Source organism: Mycobacterium leprae TN, assembly GCF_000195855.1.
GTDB classification, from domain to species: domain Bacteria; phylum Actinomycetota; class Actinomycetes; order Mycobacteriales; family Mycobacteriaceae; genus Mycobacterium; species Mycobacterium leprae.
Genome location: NC_002677.1, coordinates 2,729,134 through 2,745,503 on the forward strand (window position 1 = coordinate 2,729,134; position 16,370 = coordinate 2,745,503).

Below are 16,370 nucleotides of genomic sequence, written 5' to 3' on the forward strand. Positions count from 1 at the left end.
TGTTGTAAGCACCTACACTGCTTTACGAGGAACGCAGGTCGAGCGGGCTAGCATGCGATGGTGACACCCACCTCTGGTAAAGATAGTGCCATCGGCTGGCCCACCCGCTTGTCCAAGGCCCGTTTGCATCTTGTTACAGGCAAAGGCGGTACCGGAAAGTCGACGATCGCTGCCGCGTTGGCACTGACCCTGGCAGCAGGAGGCCGCAAAGTCCTTCTCATCGAAGTCGAAGGGCGCCAAGGGATTGCACAACTCTTCGATGTCCCACCCCTGCCTTACCAAGAACTAAAAATCGCAACCGCTGCGGGTGGCGGCCAGGTCAACGCCTTGGCCATCGACATCGAGGCCGCGTTCTTGGAATACCTCGACATGTTCTACAACCTGGGCCTTGCCGGGCGGGCTATGCGCCGCATCGGTGCGATCGAGTTCGCAACAACGATCGCTCCCGGTCTGCGCGACGTGCTGCTCACCGGTAAGATCAAAGAGTCGGTGGTTCGCATAAACAAAGGAGCCAAAAACCCAGTCTATGACGCGATAGTTGTCGATGCGCCGCCGACCGGCCGCATCACGCGTTTCCTGGATGTCACCAAAGCGGTGTCCAATTTGGCCAAGGACGGACCAGTGCACTCGCAAAGCCAAGGCGTGGTGGAGTTGCTGCACTCCGACCAGACTGCTATCCACCTAGTCACCCTGCTCGAGGCATTGCCAGTACAAGAGACGCTGGAAGCCATTCAGGAGCTTGCCGACATGGAGCTACCGATCGGCAGCGTGATCGTGAACCGCAACATACCGTGCTACCTAGGGCACCACGACCTGGCAAAGGTGGCAGAGGGTGACATCGACGCAGACACAGTGCGGAAGGGATTAGCGATGGCCGGAATCAAGCTCAACGACGCCGACTTCGCCGGCCTGCTGACCGAAACCATTCAGTATGCTATGGTAATTACCACGCGCGCCGAGGCAGCTCAGCAGCTGGACACCTTGCAGGTACCACGACTAGACCTACCGGCCATCTCCGACGGAGTCGACCTTGGTAACCTGTATGAGCTTTCGGAATCGCTTGCACAACAGGGGGTTCGATGACTGCCCCTACTTCCCACAGGCCGCCTACCCTCGATATGGCAGCGATTTTGGCGGACACTTCCAATCGAGTGGTGGTGTGCTGCGGCGCCGGGGGCGTAGGCAAAACGACCACTGCGGCCGCGATGGCGTTACAGGCGGCCGAATATGGCCGCACTGTAGTCGTTTTGACGATCGACCCGGCCAAGCGGTTAGCACAGGCATTGGGAGTCAACGACCTCGGCAACACCCCACAGCGGGTCCCGCTAGCACCCGAAGTCCCCGGTGAATTGCACGCGATGATGCTTGACATGCGCCGCACATTCGACGAAATGGTCGTCCAATACTCCGGACCGGAGCGGGCACAAGCGATTCTGAATAGCGAATTCTATCAAACGGTCGCCACATCGCTTGCTGGCACGCAAGAGTATATGGCAATGGAGAAGCTCGGTCAACTACTTAGCCAGGACCGCTGGGACTTGGTAGTGGTCGATACCCCGCCGTCACGCAACGCACTGGATTTCCTGGACGCGCCAAAACGGTTGGGAAACTTCATGAATAGCCGACTGGGGAGGCTGCTACTCACCCCCGGACGAGGTATCGGGCGGCTGGTGACCGGAGCCATGGGATTGGCGATGAGAGCCCTGTCTACGGTGCTCGGTTCACAGATGCTGGCCGACGCAGCAACTTTCGTGCAATCGCTGGACGCGACATTCGGCGGTTTCCGCGGAAAAGCCGATCGCACCTACGCGCTGCTGAAGCAGCGCGGCACCCAGTTCGTGGTGGTATCGGCGGCCGAACCCGACGCACTGCGCGAGGCGTCCTTCTTCGTCGACCGGCTATCGCAGGAAAATATGCCGCTGGCAGGGCTCATGTTAAATCGCACCCACCCGACATTGTGCGCGTTGCCCGTGGAGCAGGCGATCGACGCAAGCAAGACGCTGCAAGACGAGATCACCAATTCCGCGGCCGCATCCCTGGCGACAGCAGTGCTGAGGATTCATGCCGACCGCGGGCAGACCGCCAAGCGCGAGGCCCGGTTGCTGTCTCGCTTCACCGGCGCTAACCCCCACGTACCAGTCATCGGGATACCGTTGCTGCCGTTCGACGTATCGGACCTAGAGGCGCTGCGTGCGATCGCCGATCGCCTCACTGCGAGCCACTGAAGAACCCCGGGAATAGTAACAAGTTAAGTAACTTTGAGTAATGCGGGCCTTCCGGAGGCGTCCTCGGTGAACTAAAGCCCCTGATCGACTGAGCCTATACAAACTTAGCTAACATTGCGGTGCTTGCGCGTGTCGAAGAAATCCGCCCACGACACGACCTCGGGATGCTGCTTGAGCAGTGCCCGGCGCTGGCGCTCGGTCATGCCTCCCCAAACACCGAACTCAACCTTGTTGTCCAACGCGTCTGCCCGACACTCCTGCATTACCGGGCAGTGACGACAGATCACCGCGGCTTTACGTTGAGCGGCACCCCGGACAAATAACTCATCCGGATCCGTCGCCCGACACAACGCTTTGGAAACCCAGGCAATGCGCTCCTCGGCGTCGACACTATGGAGAGGACTCTTGGCGGCGGACAGGTTTGTTCTACGGGCGGCCGGTCGTGTTTTTGCCACGAGCTGTTACCTTCCTCCCGGCCGCAATTCACGGCCGCCTTCCTCTGGTGAAGACCGTTATGCGATCTACGCCACACCATCTTCATAGTTGTTATATATCTCACTGTGAGTCTACAGTTAAGTGTGACCAGAGGCCAATTGCACAACAATCTGATAACGCTTTTTTAAGGACAAGCGTTCCTTCCCGACGTGATCATGGTAAGGAGCACTGCGCACCACTTTTAGGAGCCAACCAGTGACGCGTAGGAGCCAACCAGCGACGCGCACGAAAACTTCGGTGCTGATCATCGACAAAGTTGCTGATAACCAGTCGCTCAAGATTTCTATGCGACTTCACTGCTAGTCGCCACAACTGGGGGCTACCGTAGTACACATGTCAGAGCGCCTCCCAGCCGTCCTCGCAGTTCTCAAGCTTGCGGGGTATTGCCTATTGGCCGGCGTTGTCACCACCGCAATGATGTTCCCGTTGGCCGGCGGACTGGGGGTGATATCCAACCGTGCTTCGGAAGTGGTAGCCAACGGATCGGCCCAACTTCTCGAGGGCGAGGTGCCCGCGGTATCGACAATGGTCGACGCGAAGGGAAACACGATCGCGTGGCTGTACTCGCAACGCCGATTCGAGGTACCCACCGACAAGATCGCCAACACCATGAAGCTGGCCATCGTTTCCATCGAGGATAAACGCTTTACCGACCACAACGGTGTGGACTGGCCGGGCACCCTGACCGGACTGGCCGGCTACGCATCCGGCGACGTGGACACTCGCGGCGGTTCGACGATCGAGCAGCAGTACGTGAAAAACTATCAGTTACTGGTAACCGCTCAAACCGACGCCGAAAAACGTGCGGCCGTCGAAACCACCCCGGCACGCAAGCTGCGCGAGATCCGGATAGCGCTCACGCTGGACAAGACGTTCACCAAACCCGAGATCCTGACCCGCTACTTGAACCTGGTGTCGTTCGGCAACAACTCTTTCGGCGTGCAAGATGCAGCGCAGACCTACTTCGGCGTCAACGCGTCCGACCTAAATTGGCAACAAGCAGCACTACTCGCCGGCATGGTGCAATCGACCAGCACGCTCAACCCGTACACCAACCCTGAAGGCGCGTTGGCCCGGCGAAACTTGGTGCTGGACACCATGATCGAAAACCTACCGCAGGACGCCGAGGCACTGCGCGCCGCCAAGACTGAGCCGCTGGGGATATTGCCACGGCCCAACGAGCTGCCTCGGGGCTGCATCGCGGCAGGCGACCGAGCATTCTTCTGCGACTATGTCCAGGAGTATTTGTCCCACGCCGGGATCAGCAAAGATCGGCTAGCCAAGGGCGGCTACCTCATCCGCACCACTCTTGACCCTAACGTCCAAGCCCCGGTCAAAGCGGCCATCGACAAGTTCGCCAGCCCAAACCTGGCGGGCATCTCCAGTGTGATGAGCGTAATCACCCCGGGCAAAGATGCCCATCGCGTGATCGCGATGGGCAGCAACCGCAGATACGGGCTAGACACCGAGGCCGGTGAAACCATGCGACCACAGACATTTTCCCTGGTCGGCGACGGGGCTGGGTCGGTCTTCAAGATCTTCACCACGGCCGCCGCACTGGACATGGGGATGGGCATCAACGCCAAACTCGAGGTTCCGAGCCGGTTCCAGGCCAAAGGGATGGGAAGCGGCGGAGCCAAGGGGTGCCCTAAGGAAACCTGGTGCGTGATCAACGCCGGTAATTACCGAGGGTCGATGAACGTCACCGACGCCCTAGCCACCTCACCCAACACCGCATTCGCCAAGCTGATCCAGCAAGTCGGGGTGGCGCGCACGGTGGACATGGCGATCAAACTCGGGTTGCGGTCCTATACAACCCCCGGCACAGCCCGCGACTATAATCCGGACAGCAACGAAAGCTTAGCCGACTTCGTAAAACGGCAGAACATCGGTTCGTTCACCCTGGGCCCGATCAAGGTCAACGCGCTGGAGTTATCGAATGTCGCGGCGACGCTGGCATCGGGTGGGATGTGGTGCCCGCCGAACCCAATTGACAAACTGTTCGACCGTAACGGCAACGAAGTTGCCGTTACGGTCGAGACCTGCGATCGGGTGGTGCCCGAGGGTTTGGCCAACACGTTGGCCAACGCAATGAGCAAAGACACAAAGGGCAGCGGCACCGCGGCCGGTTCTGCCGGTGCAGCAGGCTGGGATCTACCAATGTCAGGCAAAACTGGCACCACAGAAGCCCACCGATCCTCCGGCTTCGTAGGTTTCACCAACCACTACGCAGCGGCCAACTATATCTACGACGATTCCACCTCGCCAACGAATCTGTGCTCCGGTCCACTGCGGCACTGCAGCAACGGTGACTTATACGGCGGTAACGAGCCAGCCCGAACCTGGTTCACCGCGATGAAGCCGATCGCCACCAAATTCGGTGAAGTCCGCTTGCCACCGACCGATCCGCGCTACGTCGACGGTTCTCCCGGTTCACAGGTGCCAAGCGTGACCGGACTGGACCTGGACGCGGCGCGCCAGCGCCTGAAGGGGGCAGGTTTCCAGGTTGCCGATCAGCCCACCTTGATCAACAGCACCGCCAAGCTCGGCGCAGTGGTCGGCACCACACCCAGCGGCCAAACAATTCCGGGTTCGATCATTACAATTCAAACCAGCAGCGGCATACCGCCGGCTCCGCCACCGCCGCCGGAAGGCGGCCCGCCGATGCCACCCTCGGTTGGATCGCAGGTCATCGAAATTCCCGGCTTGCCGCCAATCACCATTCCGCTACTAGCGCCTCCGTAAACCCGCAAAGGGCGCTTTGCCAACGGACTTGCGTTGTCTTGTCGGTCCGAGACTAACAGTAGGCTGCTTGCATGGCTGACACACGCCTGACTACCCCACTTTCCCCCTCGCCGCTGCGCTGCTGGAGACGCCTCCACACTGGTCCTGCGGCCCGCGCGAAAGTCAGGGGTCACCGAGCATGGCCCATTTTGATCCGCACCGGTGCCTTAGTGCTCAGCTCCGCAGCCACAGGGGTCGGTTATGCCTCGATCGTCGAGCGCAACGCGTTCGTCCTACGTGAGCTGACCATTCCAATCTTGACGCCGGGCTCCACGCCATTGCGAGTACTGCATATCAGCGATATCCATATGATGCCCCACCAGCGTCGCAAACAAGCCTGGCTCCGCGACCTGGCCACCTGGCAACCCGACCTGGTAGTCAACACCGGTGACAACTTGGCGCATCCCAAGGCAGTACCCGGGGTGATCCAAGCATTGGGCAATCTGCTGTCTCGGCCAGGTGTCTTTGTGTTCGGCAGCAATGACTACTTCGGACCACACCTAAAGAATCCGGTGAACTACCTGACCAACCCGACGCACCGGGTCCGTGGTAAACCGTTGCCGTGGAAGGATCTGCGGGCAGCGTTCACTGAACGCGGCTGGCTTGACCTGACCCACACCCGTCGCGAGTTCGAGGTAGCTGGACTGCACATTGCCGCCGCAGGCGTGGATGACCCGCACATCAGCCGGGACCGGTACGACACAATTGCAGGCCCCGCCAGCCCGGTTGCGAACCTGCGACTGGGGTTGACCCATTCGCCGGAACCGCGGGTGCTGGATCGCTTCGCCGCCGACTGCTACCAGCTGGTGATGGCCGGCCACACCCACGGCGGCCAATTGTGCCTGCCGTTCTACGGAGCCCTAGTCACCAACTGTGGCCTGGACCGGTCTCGGGCGAAGGGGCTATCACGCTGGGATGCGGATATGCGGTTGCATGTCTCCGCGGGAATAGGCACCTCACCGCTTGCGCCAATGCGATTCTGCTGCCGACCCGAAGCAACCCTGCTGACGTTGATCGCCACCCCGATGGGTAGTCGAGTCGAGAGTCCCGTAAGAACCGGGGCCGTTCGCAACCAACAGCTGCAGTGCGTTGAACGGGCACATCGAGATAGCGGGCCACGACCTCCCACGCAACTGGACTGACAACGCAATCCAGCTGATCGAGACCGACGCTCGTCGCAGTGCTGACACCCACTTGCTACGGTACCCGCCTGCTGTCGGCCTGATACATAGATGTCGACATCGATCTGTACCTCAAAGACGAGACAACCCGTATAACCGGCAGTCTCAAACACCAACTGAGACGCTCGTCGTTACTCTATGCGCTGTGGCAAAAAGTGTATCAACGAAGGCATCACGATGGTGGAGGCGACGGCGGTCTCCGAGGTCTGCTTCGCAGGCATTGCTCGGTCTGCCGTTCATCTCTTGTGATGCCGGCGGCAACCCAGTGCTTCTAAGGTGGCACTCATCGACTCACAAGGCGAACCAGTGCCATTTCGTGAAGAACTCAAGCAAGATATCTACGCCTAGGCTCAACGTCTCGCGCAGAATAACAGCGGCACTATCTGGACCAGGTTGCCAACACCGAGCAGGCGACCGACTGACGCGGCAACAACAACATCGTCGAATCGATCTAAATTACAAATACTCGAAGAGAAACACCTCATTCCGAGATGGATTGTGATAGAAACTGGCACTGGCGGAACCAGCGCGACGATCGTCCGCTCCATCCGTTACCGGCGGTACGGTACGTACGCCAAAGTTCGATACGACATCGTCATGCCCACGTCGTCCTGCATCGAGGGCATAGGGCGACCGCTGGCTGAGCCATCATTCCTGCCCGGGGTGGTCGACCGGCATGTTCGCGGTTCCAAACCCAGCATCGATCGTCGCCACCCGCAGGGAACGTTCGTCCTGCTCACCGAGATGGTAGCCACAACCGTTCGGTGGTCACTTTGCTCGACGACAGTGGCAACCACTACGTCGACCCCTAATGCAACGACGACTGGGGGCAGCGCCCAAGGATGCAATCTCAACAGGCCTGCCGAGACGCTGGTGAAGTTCGAACGATCGTGCCATTGGAGAGCTGACTCGCACTGCCTAGGGCACCGCAATTTGGCCAGTATGACGGCCGGTGCGATAGGCTGTCGTCGCTTAAAGCGGGGTGTGGCGCAGCTTGGTAGCGCGCTTCGTTCGGGACGAAGAGGCCGTGGGTTCAAATCCCGCCACCCCGACTGAAAGTGCCCGGTGGCAAAGGTTGTCACCCCAGATAGTTTTCTTGGCCGGGCTGTTGTCATTGACGGCAACCAATTACGGCTTGAGCACAACGTTGCTAACAGCCGTCTAGCCAGAACGGCGAATCCTGACCCGATGGATCTAGAAATGTTGCAAACCCTGCTCAAGTCCTAGGGCAAGATTCCGGATACCGCAGTCGCGCGGGTGAGCGCACAGGTTAGGTGTCGCGCCAACTCGCTGCGTCAACAGCTCGAGCACGATCTTGGATAAACTCGAAAGCCACGGCGATTCGGGGCTGAAGAGCATCCAAGACCTCGCAGGTTTAAGGATTGTCACCGATATGAATCGCAAGGAACAAAATGATCGGGTTCGCCGAGAAATCAAGGTCCGCCGGCCACGACAATCACCGCCGCCACTTCCTCAGCCTGCGCGGTGACGGCGTCCCGGTAACTACCCCGACACGACGGGCCATTGCTAACTTCTTTCTGTTCCGCACACAGTAATGAGATCCTTTCCGGCGAAATGGTTCTGACTCTTTCACCTAACTGTCGACGAAAGTGACTGCACCATCGCGTACATTGCTGCCACCTCTGCCGATGCAAACAGACAGGCCTATGCAGTAACCAGGCCGTTCATGGAAAACGGTGTCCTGAAGTAAGTCGCTTCGGGGTCTAAGACGACTGTCTTGGTTTCGTCTGACCAGGTCACGATTTAGCGGGCCATCTGCTCGAACGAGATCTTCTTCGGCCTTATGACATTCACGATGCCGCCCAATCGTTCACCTGTGCCACACGGGCGACCTCGGCTGCGAGTTCGGCGGCAACGATAGGCTGGATAAACGCGTCCGGTAGTCGCACCTCACCGTCGGCCATGAGCTACGCCGAACTCGCATCGGTGAATTCCGCGAACTGGGTGGCTCGCACGATCAAGTAAATATGGAATTTCCGATTCTTCGAAGAGCTTCTCTTGAACGATCTTCGCCCGCTAGTAGTAGCTTAGGATAAATTGTTCGACATCAACGATTAACATCTACGACGTAGTGTCCAACGTCAGCTGCTTTCGCAGCAGCCACCAAAATAGCCGTCAATTTAGTGAAAAATCCGTAGCGTGGTAGCGCATTTTGTCTACAATTCTTTCCCCGAGTACCCCAGTTCCACCAATCGCAACGTCTTCACTGTTTTCCCTATCAGAAATTGTACCGAGACGCTGTAAGCGCACGTCCCCAAATTTAGTTGGTGATACGCAATACCCAAGCGTAGAAATACGTTAAAGTCGTCGGTGAAGGATTCTGGGTCCGGTTACAGCGTCGACATAGCAGTACTGACTGGATACCACGTCCGTTCCGCTTGTGGTCCACCACGACGAACCCCGTCAGCAAGCCTTCCAGATACTAAGAATCCCGCTCGACACCGATGTTCTTCACCGATGGGTTAGTCTAGCGAAAATACAAGGCTATTTACGACGAAATCACCTACACAGCAAACTCTTGAGTAGATAGAATGGGTTTTCCATTAAACTGCCGTGGCAGATGCTATGCTTCGCGGCCTGGCTCCAACAGCGGGATATGGCGGGGATGCCGCGATGGTGATAATACCGGCACCAACAGAAGCCGATTCGAACCGAATATAGATATTTTCCCGGATAAAATCGCGATATTAGGCACCGGCTTGCCAGGTGGCTGCTGGCTTCTGACATTACGGAAGCACTGGGAACCGACACCGTGTTCGCTGTCAACGCTGCATGCACCAACAGCGTTGAGCACACACATCGCGGACACAATGTCGGAAAAATGCTAATTGAAGTTGATGTTGTAGCAAAATCCACTGTCGGGTAGCCGATTACAGCTCGTGGAAGGAACCGACCGTCGACCCGAGGAATAGCGGACGAAGCTTGATACTAATCAGGGCCATCAACAACTCGGTAGAGCTGGACAAGGCTTCACCCGGAACCACGCTACGATATCTCCTACCGTAGTGTGCCTATCTTTCCTGAACTGGAGCCACCGTACATGAAATAGCCTGCGGTCAAGGCGTGATCGTATGAACTCCTCCTGCACTACCGCATAAGTAAACTGTTTTCATTGACCCGCAGTAGGGGACAAGATGGATGTGACTCGCTCACCGATTACCCATGGCTGGCTGCCTGCCGTGCCCAGTGGGGAACGGGAGTCCAGCAACCTACATAGGTCGAGCCCTTAACCTATCGTTGGCAAACGGATCACTATCGACGGCCGTGCGACGCATCTTCACCGTACCCGCACCGCATCCACATAAGCGCATCTGCACGTGATTCGGACTCTGACTTGCAGCTGGCCTATTCATTTGCTAAGAGCTGCATTACCGAGGTTTTGCATACGTGGACGCGGCCTGGTAATGGAATCCAATGTTGCTGCAGCTAGGTGCAGAATTGGAGCGGGCTTTCCTGGCAGGCGTGTGCCACGACGTCAGTTCAATCGAACCAGGCTAAACATTGGTAACCGAATGGAAGTGCTCTCAACAGATCCCCGCGGATAGCACAGTTCCATCATACTGTTTACGCGACAACAGAAGCTGACAGCAGATGCGCGAATACTTCATGCACAGATCGTTGTATTTGTATAACCTCACGACAGGCTATCCGCACGCCTGGACGATTCCACCGTCTAACAGACGATGGCCAAGACAATGTTCGGGGCGATCGAATTCGACGAGTACGGCGCGGAGGCACCGCTTGCGGCTGCACCCACCAGCTCTTCACTTAATCTATTGGCTGTGTCAGATCTGGATTCGGCGTATCGGTACGGCATTGAAGTCGCCCTCGCCGAATCACTAGTGGCGGTGACCCTGATGTTGCTATTCGGCTTGCATCACTAAAATGCGCGGCGCCTCAACTGGGCACTTCGTGTCGACGAACTCGCCACGTTTGCGGGATTCTCTAGCCAATACCCTGACAACCTCGTCGTCAGGGAGCTATCTCGCCTGTTTATCCGAGAGTACCTCGGTCTGGATCGCGGCCAGCAACTTGGGTCTTAGAAACCGCAACGCGGGTACAGTCACTGGGAAAGATTGCGATGGGCCTGCGGGTGGTTTCCGACGACGGTAGCCCGGAACATTTCCGGCAGGCGCTGTTTCGCGTGCTGGCGTCGGTGGTGGAAATCTGGATGTTGTTAGGAAGTCCCGCGGTAATCTGCAGCATGTTGTCACCTAAGGCCAAACATATCGGCGATATCTTTCCCGGCACAGTCGTAATCAGTGAACGCCGTCCTCAGCGCGGTCCTTCGCCGGCTATGCCACCGTCATTGGCGTGGTGGGCGTCGTCGCTGCAGCTATCGGGCCTCAACACTAGGCAGGCCGAGCTCGCACACCAATTCCTTTCCCGAGCACCGCAACTTGATCCCCAACTACAAGAACAAATGGCTTACCGGATTACTGGTGACGTGATGTCTCGTATAGCCCCACCACCCCCGTCCAGCACCCCGCCACAACTGATGCTGGCCGCCGTGCTCGCCGAAAGACATCGCCATAAGCTGGTACAGCTTCGTCCAACACCGGTCGGCCCGACACCGTCGTCACCGACGGTGTCCAAATATCCCGTCCCTCCCCGGGTTGCCTGGGCAGGCATTTGCAGCACCCAATTCCTAGTCGCATCCGGACATCGGTAGATTTTCGCTCCTTTCGCTAATGCACGGCCACGGCCGCCAGTGTGGCGAAGTTGGCAACCAACAGCGCCCCATCGACACAGTGAGACTGCGATGCTCGCGGGGCGTTTCACGAAAAAAGCAGAGTACCCGATGACCAACACCGCCAGCAGAGGTTAGCCGTAGAACAACACGCCTAAATCAATCTCCCCAGATCCTGGGTTGGTACATAGGTGACCATCGGTACTCATCACGGCACGAAGCGCAAAAACATAACGGTCACTGCCAGCCACCAACCCGGTGCACAACACGCACAGCGCGCCCAACGATAGGGTGCCGTTCTTAACTGTTCCTCAAGCGGTGCGACCTTCACACAGCTGAACGCAACAAGCCTGACACAGATAACGGTGCATCACGTTAGTTAAACGATATTTCGTGATATTATCATCGTAGGATTATGGCCAGTGCTTCTCAAACACAAAGGATTACGAATATGAACGACCCATTCCTTCCTCCTAACGGACCTTTCGCGGCAGAGCCAAGCCTCGGATTCGGTTTCAGCCCTGGCCCTGGCCCGGAGTTCAGTTTCAGCTTTGGCCCGCGTCGCCGCGGCGACGCGGGCCGAGGCCGACGCGGCGACGTGCGGGCAGCCATTCTGATGCTGCTCACCGAGCGGCCGATGCACGGCTACCAAATGATCCAACAAATCGCCGAACGGAGCAACGGAATATGGCGGCCAAGCCCCGGCTCAGTGTACCCGACGCTCCAGCTGCTCTCCGACAAAAACCTGATCACGGCAAGTGCAACCGACGGCAGCAAGAAGCTTTTCGAGCTAACCGACGATGGCCGCGCTGCGGCCGCGAAAGTTGAGATGCCGCCGTGGGACCAGATCGCCCAAGGCATCAATCCTGGATACATCAACCTACGAACAGCCATGAACCAGCTGTTCGGCGCGGTCACGCAATCTGCACACACCGCCAGCGCCGACCAACAACAGCGCATCATCGACACCATCAACAACGCACGACGCGAGATCTACGGCATCCTCGGCGAGAACTGACCTATCCCGTGAACACACCATGAACAGGCCAGCCAGACTAACGTATCGTTGTGCAGAAAAGTCCACTCAAGCCACTCGACGGACCAGGTAGCGGACGCTTCAACAAATGTTGATAGAACTCTACGGCAATACAGTCGAGCGAGCCAAATGCTTCATCCGCAACAGCGCGGGACTGGAGAAGCCGGAAGTGAGGGCACCCACAAAAAGTGCCACCACTTCCCGTCGACAGAGATTGAACCCCGGTCAGCAGTCCTCATGCACTACGTCAGGACACATCGACCCAATCCAACGTCCGCTGCACGGCTTTACGCCAACCCGCATACGCCGCGGCACGCTGGTCCTCGCCCCACGTCGGCGTCCAACGCTTATCCTCTTGCCAATTGGCCCGTAGATCTGACGGACCAGCCCAAAACCCGACCGCTAGACCCGCCGCATAGGCAGAGCCCAGCGCAGTAGTCTCAGCAACTACCGAGCGTACCACGTCCACGCCCAGCACGTCGGCCTGAATCTGCATGCACAAGTCATTACTGGTGATACCACCATCGACCTTCAAGACATCAAGGCGCACACCAGAATCTGCTGCCATCGCGTCCACCACGTCCCGACTCTGATAACAGATAGCTTCCAACGTCGCGCGGGCCAGATGCGCGTTGGTGTTGAACCGTGATAGCCCCACAATTGCGCCTCGTGCATCGGACCGCCAATACGGGGAAAACAACCCGGAAAATGCCGGTACGAAGTACACCCCGCCATTGTCAACGACCTGACGGGCCAGCGATTCGCTTTGAGCAGCGCCGCTGATGATGCCCAACTGATCACGTAACCACTGCACCGCTGAGCCAGTCACCGCGATCGAACCTTCAAGCGCGTAGACGGGTTTGGCATCCCCGAACTGATAGCAAACGGTGGTCAACAGGCCGTTACCGGATCTCACGATAGCCTCACCGGTGTTAAGCAGCAAAAAATTGCCGGTGCCGTAAGTGTTTTTCGCTTCCCCCGCGTCTAGACACACCTGACCAACCATCGCCGCATGCTGATCGCCCAAGACTCCTGTGATCGGCACTTCACCACCGACGGGTCCGTCCGCTAAAGTGACACCGTAGGGCTGCAGCGGTGAAGACGACGCGATCGCCGGCAACATCGCCCGAGGGATGGAAAAAAACGACAACAGCTCGTCGTCCCAATCCAGCTTCTCTAAGTCCATCAGCATGGTCCGGCTAGCGTTGGTCACATCGGTGACGTGTACGCCACCCCGCGGACCACCGGTCAGATTCCACAATAACCAGGTATCGGGGGTGCCGAAGAGTGCTTCACCGTTTTCAGCAGCGGCGCCTACCCCGTCGACGTTCTCTAAGATCCATTGCAATTTCCCGCCGGAAAAATAGGTCGCCGGCGGCAACCCGGCTTTGCGGCGGATCACCTCTCCGCGGCCATCTCGGTCAAGCGCGACCGCGATACGGTCAGTGCGGGTGTCTTGCCAAACGATCGCATTGCAATACGGCCTTCCGGTGTTCCGATTCCACACCAGGGTAGTCTCACGTTGGTTAGTAATTCCAAGCGCTGCAATATCTTTAGCTGACAAATTAGTGGCGTTCAGCACCGACATCAGCACTGACGCGGTGCGTTCCCAAATCTCAACGGGATTATGTTCGACCCAGCCGGAGCGGGGCAAGATTTGCTCGTGCTCAAGCTGGTGGCGGGCCACCTCAGCACCATTATGATCGAAAATCACGCAGCGGGTGCTGGTGGTGCCCTGGTCGATGGCGGCTATGAATTCAGCGAACTCGGCCAACTGCGCTCCTTCGACGTGAACTGTGACACTTCATGGTCCATGATGGTCTATCACCCGGCGTATTCCAGCTCAGGTCAGCCTGTCATCCTTACGTGACAGCTGGTAAACCTTTTGCATCCGCAATGTGGAAGAAGAAGTTAAGCGGCCCACATAAATAAGTATAATCGCACACATCAGCGTGAATACCAGCGCAAGATGCGGTAGTATTCAAACATCTTCGAAACGAAACTTGCGGAGTGCCCAGTTCGATGCCAACTGGGCACTTACCCGCATGGAGGTCGAATGTAACCTTTTCGCCGCTGACTGCTAGCCCTCCAGATCGAGCCGGTACGTGCTGGACGCCAGTGACGATCCCGTCTACCAAAGCGAATTATCATTTTACAACATCGAATTCAATGCTACACTCCGACCACTGCCTGGACATACGAGTCTGGGTCTGGAGGGCGAAGTGCGCACCAGCCTGAACGATGCTGAGGCCAAGTCAAACTCCAGTGTGACCCATATCGTCATGATCGGCATCTTGCCGACGCTATCTGATCGACAGCTGGATGAGCTATTCAGTGCAGTATACGGCCTTCAAGAGTCGGATCTTCCTCGCTTACTGTTAGAGAACCGGTGTTGCCAGCCAGAACTAAACGTTGTTTACATGTCTGCGAATTCAGCATTTCACTACGGCGCGCTACACAACATGTCCGAATAGGAGCGTCCACTGTGGACCAAGATGGGTTTCTTTACAGCACAGGAAAATTTCTGCGAGTCTACCCTAGACAGGGTAGATGCCCAGCTGCAATGGTCAAGATGCTGCTACAGTACTGCAAGTACATACATGCCAACGGCCGGTACACATCTGGACCAGGTAACCGCGCATAAGTTGGAAACTATGTAATCTTGAAGTAATGCACTGAGACAGCGACTACCGGGGGTAGAGCCAATTCGAGGATCTGCAGCCATAGAATATGGTTGACCCGCAGCAAGAGTTGGCTGTGTTGATAGGCAGCAAGCAAATTCCGCAATGACGTGTTGGGTGCTGGCTACGAGTTTGCTGCGCTGTCGTTGGCGCTGATCGCCGACGACACCGTGCTAGACATCTATCCCACACGCACCGCGGTCGCGACAGCCAAAAGGGCAGCCCAGGAACGCAGGTTGGCCACCACCAGCTTCGTACAGGCCGATATCACTGCATTGACTTGCTAATGACGGGCGGTTCAATACGGTGGTCGACTCCACGCTGTTACCCTCGTTACCGGTGGAGAGTCGCGACGGGTACTTGAGTCCGGTTTACCACGTGGGGTCAGCCTCGGACGTCAGCCATTAAGTGCTGGTGTTCGCCGAGGGTCCGCTTTCCCGCCGAGCTGGAAAGCGGACCCAATGAAGTCGACGAGACCGACCACGGCATTGCCACCGGCTGCCACTGCAACATCGCCGCTTGAGCACTCAGCGCCTGATAGTTGCTTGTACGTTACCCGAAAACAACGCCGCCGGGGCCACCGACACCAGGCCGCTAACACCCCCGTAGTCGAGGCCGCGACGGCCATATTAGCAACGCTGATAGCCGAGCCAATACTTGCCAAATCCTTCGCGGCGATTGCCACATATCTCTCGCCCAACTGTAATCTACAGTATCCGTATCTCCCTCGCTCAATCGTCATCAACAATTGTCCAAAGCGCTATCGTATAGAGCCCGGACGGGAGACCACTCTAACTTTAACTTTTTTTGCTGCGGTATTCAGCGGCATCAGATAGCCGGTGGTTGCGCCCTCTAAAACCTCGACGAAGGGAAACTACCGATCGTCGGCAGTGGTATTGGGCCGTACGGCGAGATCTGCAACACCGGAGCAGCCAGCCGCAGAGGAGGTCGCTCCACTGAAGCGGAGGCGATCAAAATCCGCCGTTCAGCTAGCACAGTCATGCCCGCACCGCCTGCGGATCGGCATCCTCATCCGGAGCAAGTATAGGGATCGCACTTGGCTTGTCGACCCTCCTCGACCACCCGTCACCCAGCACACATCGGCCAGCACCGTCCGGCTGATGCTGCCTAGCACGGCCAAGTGTGCCCGCACGGTCACCGGTCCGCATGCCAAATGTTGACCCAGGGCTACCAAAACCCAATCGCGCAGTGATATTGGCCTCGCCAAGCTCGAGTTGCTGGGCCATCGACAGATTC

General features: G+C 57.7%; 8 protein-coding genes, 1 tRNA gene and 6 pseudogenes. 10 read left to right on the forward strand and 5 right to left on the reverse strand.

Features of this window, described 5'->3' with window-relative positions:
- Positions 1-57 precede the first annotated feature (57 nt).
- Together ML_RS11780 and ML_RS11785 are read left to right on the forward strand one after the other, a co-directional pair.
- The gene (locus ML_RS11780; RefSeq protein ID WP_010908820.1) at positions 58-1,083 is read left to right on the forward strand and encodes an ArsA-related P-loop ATPase; all 1,026 of its coding nucleotides are present in this window, start codon (positions 58-60) and stop codon (positions 1,081-1,083) included.
- Positions 1,080-2,225 carry an ArsA family ATPase gene (locus ML_RS11785; RefSeq protein ID WP_010908821.1) on the forward strand — a complete coding sequence of 382 codons (1,146 nt, stop codon included), beginning with the start codon at positions 1,080-1,082 and terminating at the stop codon, positions 2,223-2,225. Before ML_RS11780 ends, ML_RS11785 begins: the two co-directional genes overlap by 4 nt.
- Before the next feature lie 104 nt (positions 2,226-2,329).
- On the opposite strand, the gene ML_RS11790 is transcribed toward ML_RS11785, so the two are convergent.
- A complete protein-coding gene (locus tag ML_RS11790; RefSeq protein ID WP_041323318.1) occupies positions 2,330-2,680 on the reverse strand; it encodes a WhiB family transcriptional regulator in 351 nt (116 codons plus the stop codon).
- 373 nt (positions 2,681-3,053) lie between these two features.
- Between ML_RS11790 and ponA2 the strand changes: the two genes are divergently transcribed.
- The 5 genes and pseudogenes from ponA2 to ML_RS11810 all read left to right on the forward strand — a co-directional run bounded on the left by ponA2 (position 3,054) and on the right by ML_RS11810 (position 10,590).
- Positions 3,054-5,465, forward strand: a complete 2,412-nt coding sequence (gene ponA2 / locus ML_RS11795) for a transglycosylase/D,D-transpeptidase PonA2 (RefSeq protein ID WP_010908823.1) — start codon at positions 3,054-3,056, stop codon at positions 5,463-5,465.
- Between the two features lie 71 nt (positions 5,466-5,536).
- Positions 5,537-6,597: pseudogene (locus ML_RS11800) on the forward strand (metallophosphoesterase).
- Positions 6,594-7,585 (forward strand): annotated as a pseudogene (locus tag ML_RS16765) (pyridoxal-phosphate dependent enzyme); the annotation flags it as partial. The pseudogenes ML_RS11800 and ML_RS16765, both read left to right, overlap by 4 nt.
- A gap of 78 nt (positions 7,586-7,663) precedes the next feature.
- A tRNA-Pro gene (locus ML_RS11805) sits at positions 7,664-7,737 on the forward strand.
- Between the two features lie 2,652 nt (positions 7,738-10,389).
- Positions 10,390-10,590, forward strand: coding sequence for a hypothetical protein (locus ML_RS11810; RefSeq protein ID WP_049769872.1), 201 nt, complete (start codon positions 10,390-10,392; stop codon positions 10,588-10,590).
- Between the two features lie 39 nt (positions 10,591-10,629).
- Here the strand turns inward: ML_RS11810 and ML_RS11815 are convergent.
- Positions 10,630-10,737: pseudogene (locus ML_RS11815) on the reverse strand (GatB/YqeY domain-containing protein); the annotation flags it as partial.
- Between ML_RS11815 and ML_RS11820 the strand changes: the two are divergent.
- Together ML_RS11820 and ML_RS11825 are read left to right on the forward strand one after the other, a co-directional pair.
- Positions 10,731-11,378 (forward strand): annotated as a pseudogene (locus tag ML_RS11820) (RDD family protein); the annotation flags it as partial. The pseudogenes ML_RS11815 and ML_RS11820 sit on opposite strands and share 7 nt — an antisense overlap.
- A gap of 469 nt (positions 11,379-11,847) precedes the next feature.
- The gene (locus ML_RS11825; RefSeq protein ID WP_172591924.1) at positions 11,848-12,414 is read left to right on the forward strand and encodes a PadR family transcriptional regulator; all 567 of its coding nucleotides are present in this window, start codon (positions 11,848-11,850) and stop codon (positions 12,412-12,414) included.
- 265 nt (positions 12,415-12,679) lie between these two features.
- Here the strand turns inward: ML_RS11825 and glpK are convergent, their stop codons facing one another.
- Positions 12,680-14,206 carry a glycerol kinase GlpK gene (gene glpK / locus ML_RS11830; protein ID WP_010908827.1) on the reverse strand — a complete coding sequence of 509 codons (1,527 nt, stop codon included), beginning with the start codon at positions 14,204-14,206 and terminating at the stop codon, positions 12,680-12,682.
- Between the two features lie 1,020 nt (positions 14,207-15,226).
- Here glpK and ML_RS11835 point away from each other — a divergent pair.
- Positions 15,227-15,400, forward strand: coding sequence for a hypothetical protein (locus ML_RS11835; protein ID WP_156511815.1), 174 nt, complete (start codon positions 15,227-15,229; stop codon positions 15,398-15,400).
- 219 nt (positions 15,401-15,619) lie between these two features.
- Here the strand turns inward: ML_RS11835 and ML_RS16770 are convergent.
- Positions 15,620-15,855, reverse strand: a pseudogene (locus tag ML_RS16770) (PE family protein); the annotation flags it as partial.
- 161 nt (positions 15,856-16,016) lie between these two features.
- A pseudogene (locus ML_RS11850) lies at positions 16,017-16,366 on the reverse strand (ergothioneine biosynthesis PLP-dependent enzyme EgtE); the annotation flags it as partial.
- Positions 16,367-16,370 lie beyond the last annotated feature (4 nt).